This is a genomic window from Streptomyces sp. NPDC005566, from assembly GCF_040605575.1.
Taxonomy (GTDB): Bacteria; Actinomycetota; Actinomycetes; order Streptomycetales; family Streptomycetaceae; genus Streptomyces.
The window spans coordinates 1-1436 of record NZ_JBEXDB010000078.1 but is presented as its reverse complement, the minus strand read 5'-3'; the positions used below and the strand labels follow the sequence as shown (position 1 = coordinate 1436).

2 protein-coding genes are annotated in these 1436 nt (G+C 69.9%); one reads left to right on the top strand and one right to left on the bottom strand.

Going from position 1 to position 1436, the window contains the following annotated elements; all coding sequences use genetic code 11:
- Window positions 1-758, bottom strand: a 758-nt coding sequence (locus tag ABZS61_RS34830) for a glycoside hydrolase family 25 protein (protein ID WP_356430542.1), incomplete at its 3' end; no start/stop codon positions are given.
- 130 nt (window positions 759-888) lie between these two features.
- Between ABZS61_RS34830 and ABZS61_RS34825 the strand changes: the two genes are divergently transcribed.
- Window positions 889-1436, top strand: a 548-nt coding sequence (locus tag ABZS61_RS34825) for a M23 family metallopeptidase (protein WP_356430539.1), incomplete at its 3' end; no start/stop codon positions are given.

Below are 1436 nucleotides of genomic sequence, written 5' to 3'. Positions count from 1 at the left end.
TCGTCCCCTCCGGGCGGCGGGTCGGTCGGCTCCGTGAGGTCGAATGCCCAGGAGCGGGCGAGGTTGAGGTCGACGGGAGAGACCCCGCCCGCGGATCCGACGGAGGTGTACTGGTGGGCGGCCCAGTCGGGGTACCGGCCGCCGAGGTCGGGCGCGCCGGGATAGGTACCGTTGTTGGGCCCCCAGGAGGCCGCCCACAGGTGGGCGCCGGCGGCGACGGTGCGGCTCCAGGTACCGGCCCGCAGCGCACCGGCGCTGATGTAGAACCAGGGCACATAGGCGCCGACCCGTTCCCGTACGCGGTTGAACCAGGCAGACACATCCGTGTCGCTCCACAGCCGGGTGGAGTCGTCGAGCACCTCGACGTCCAGTGCGAGCACGTCACCGACGCGGTAGTCGTGGAGGTGGTCCACGAAGTAGTCGGCGGCTGCGGTGGGGGTGAGGAAGTCTCCTGACAGCCAGTAGTGGCCCACGCGCAGACCTGCTGCGCGGGAACCGTCCACATGGCCCGCGTAGGAGGAGGTGACGTAGGGGCCCTCGGCAAGCTGGCACCCTCCCGCCTTGGCGATGAGGAAACTCCGGCCTTCCCCGGCGGCGCGGGCGTAGTCGATGCCGAGCTGGTAGTTCGAGACGTCCACCCCCTGTACGTCGGCAGCGGGAGCCGGGCCGGTGGCGGCCGTGGCACGGGCGGCCGTGACGATGCCGGCCGGGGCCAGGGCCGTCGCGACGGCGCCGCGGATCACAGTTCTCCTGCGCATGCTTCCTCCGGTGAAGACGGGGCCCACAGCAGCAATCATGTCATGTTCTTATCAACATCTATGCGCGTAGGCTACCGTGGCATCGCGTTCCTCCGCCAGCTCAAGTCACCTGATTAACAAGGGAGTTGCCGTGTGTGAGAACCACCGGTCCGACGACGGCCGACAGGACCGGCCACGACTCGAGATGAGCCGCCGCACCCTGCTGCGCGGCTCGGTCACCACGCTCGGCCTGGCTGCCGGCGGCGTGCTGTTCTCGGGAACCGCCGCCCACGCTCTGGACATCTACAACCCGTTCAGCGGCTACCAGATGACAGGCACCTGGCAGGATCACCTCAACAGCGGCTCGCTGGGCGGTCTCGACTTCGGGATGGGTGTCGGTACCGCGCTGCCGGCCGCCGGTGCCGGTGTCGTCACCAACATTCCCGACAACGGTACGGGTGGGCACACGGTGACCATCACCCACAGCGACGGGTACCGGACGCAGTACATGCACCTGTCCCAGTTCCTGCTGGCCAACGGCACCTCGGTCGGCAAGGGCGCCATCGTCGGACGGTCCGGGGGCGCCGTCGGCGCCCCCGGCTCCGGAAGCTCCACCGGGCCCCACGTCCACTGGCACCTGATCACGCCCGGCGGCACCCGGGTCAACCCGCTCAACTACCTGGGCGGGGGCGGCGGTGG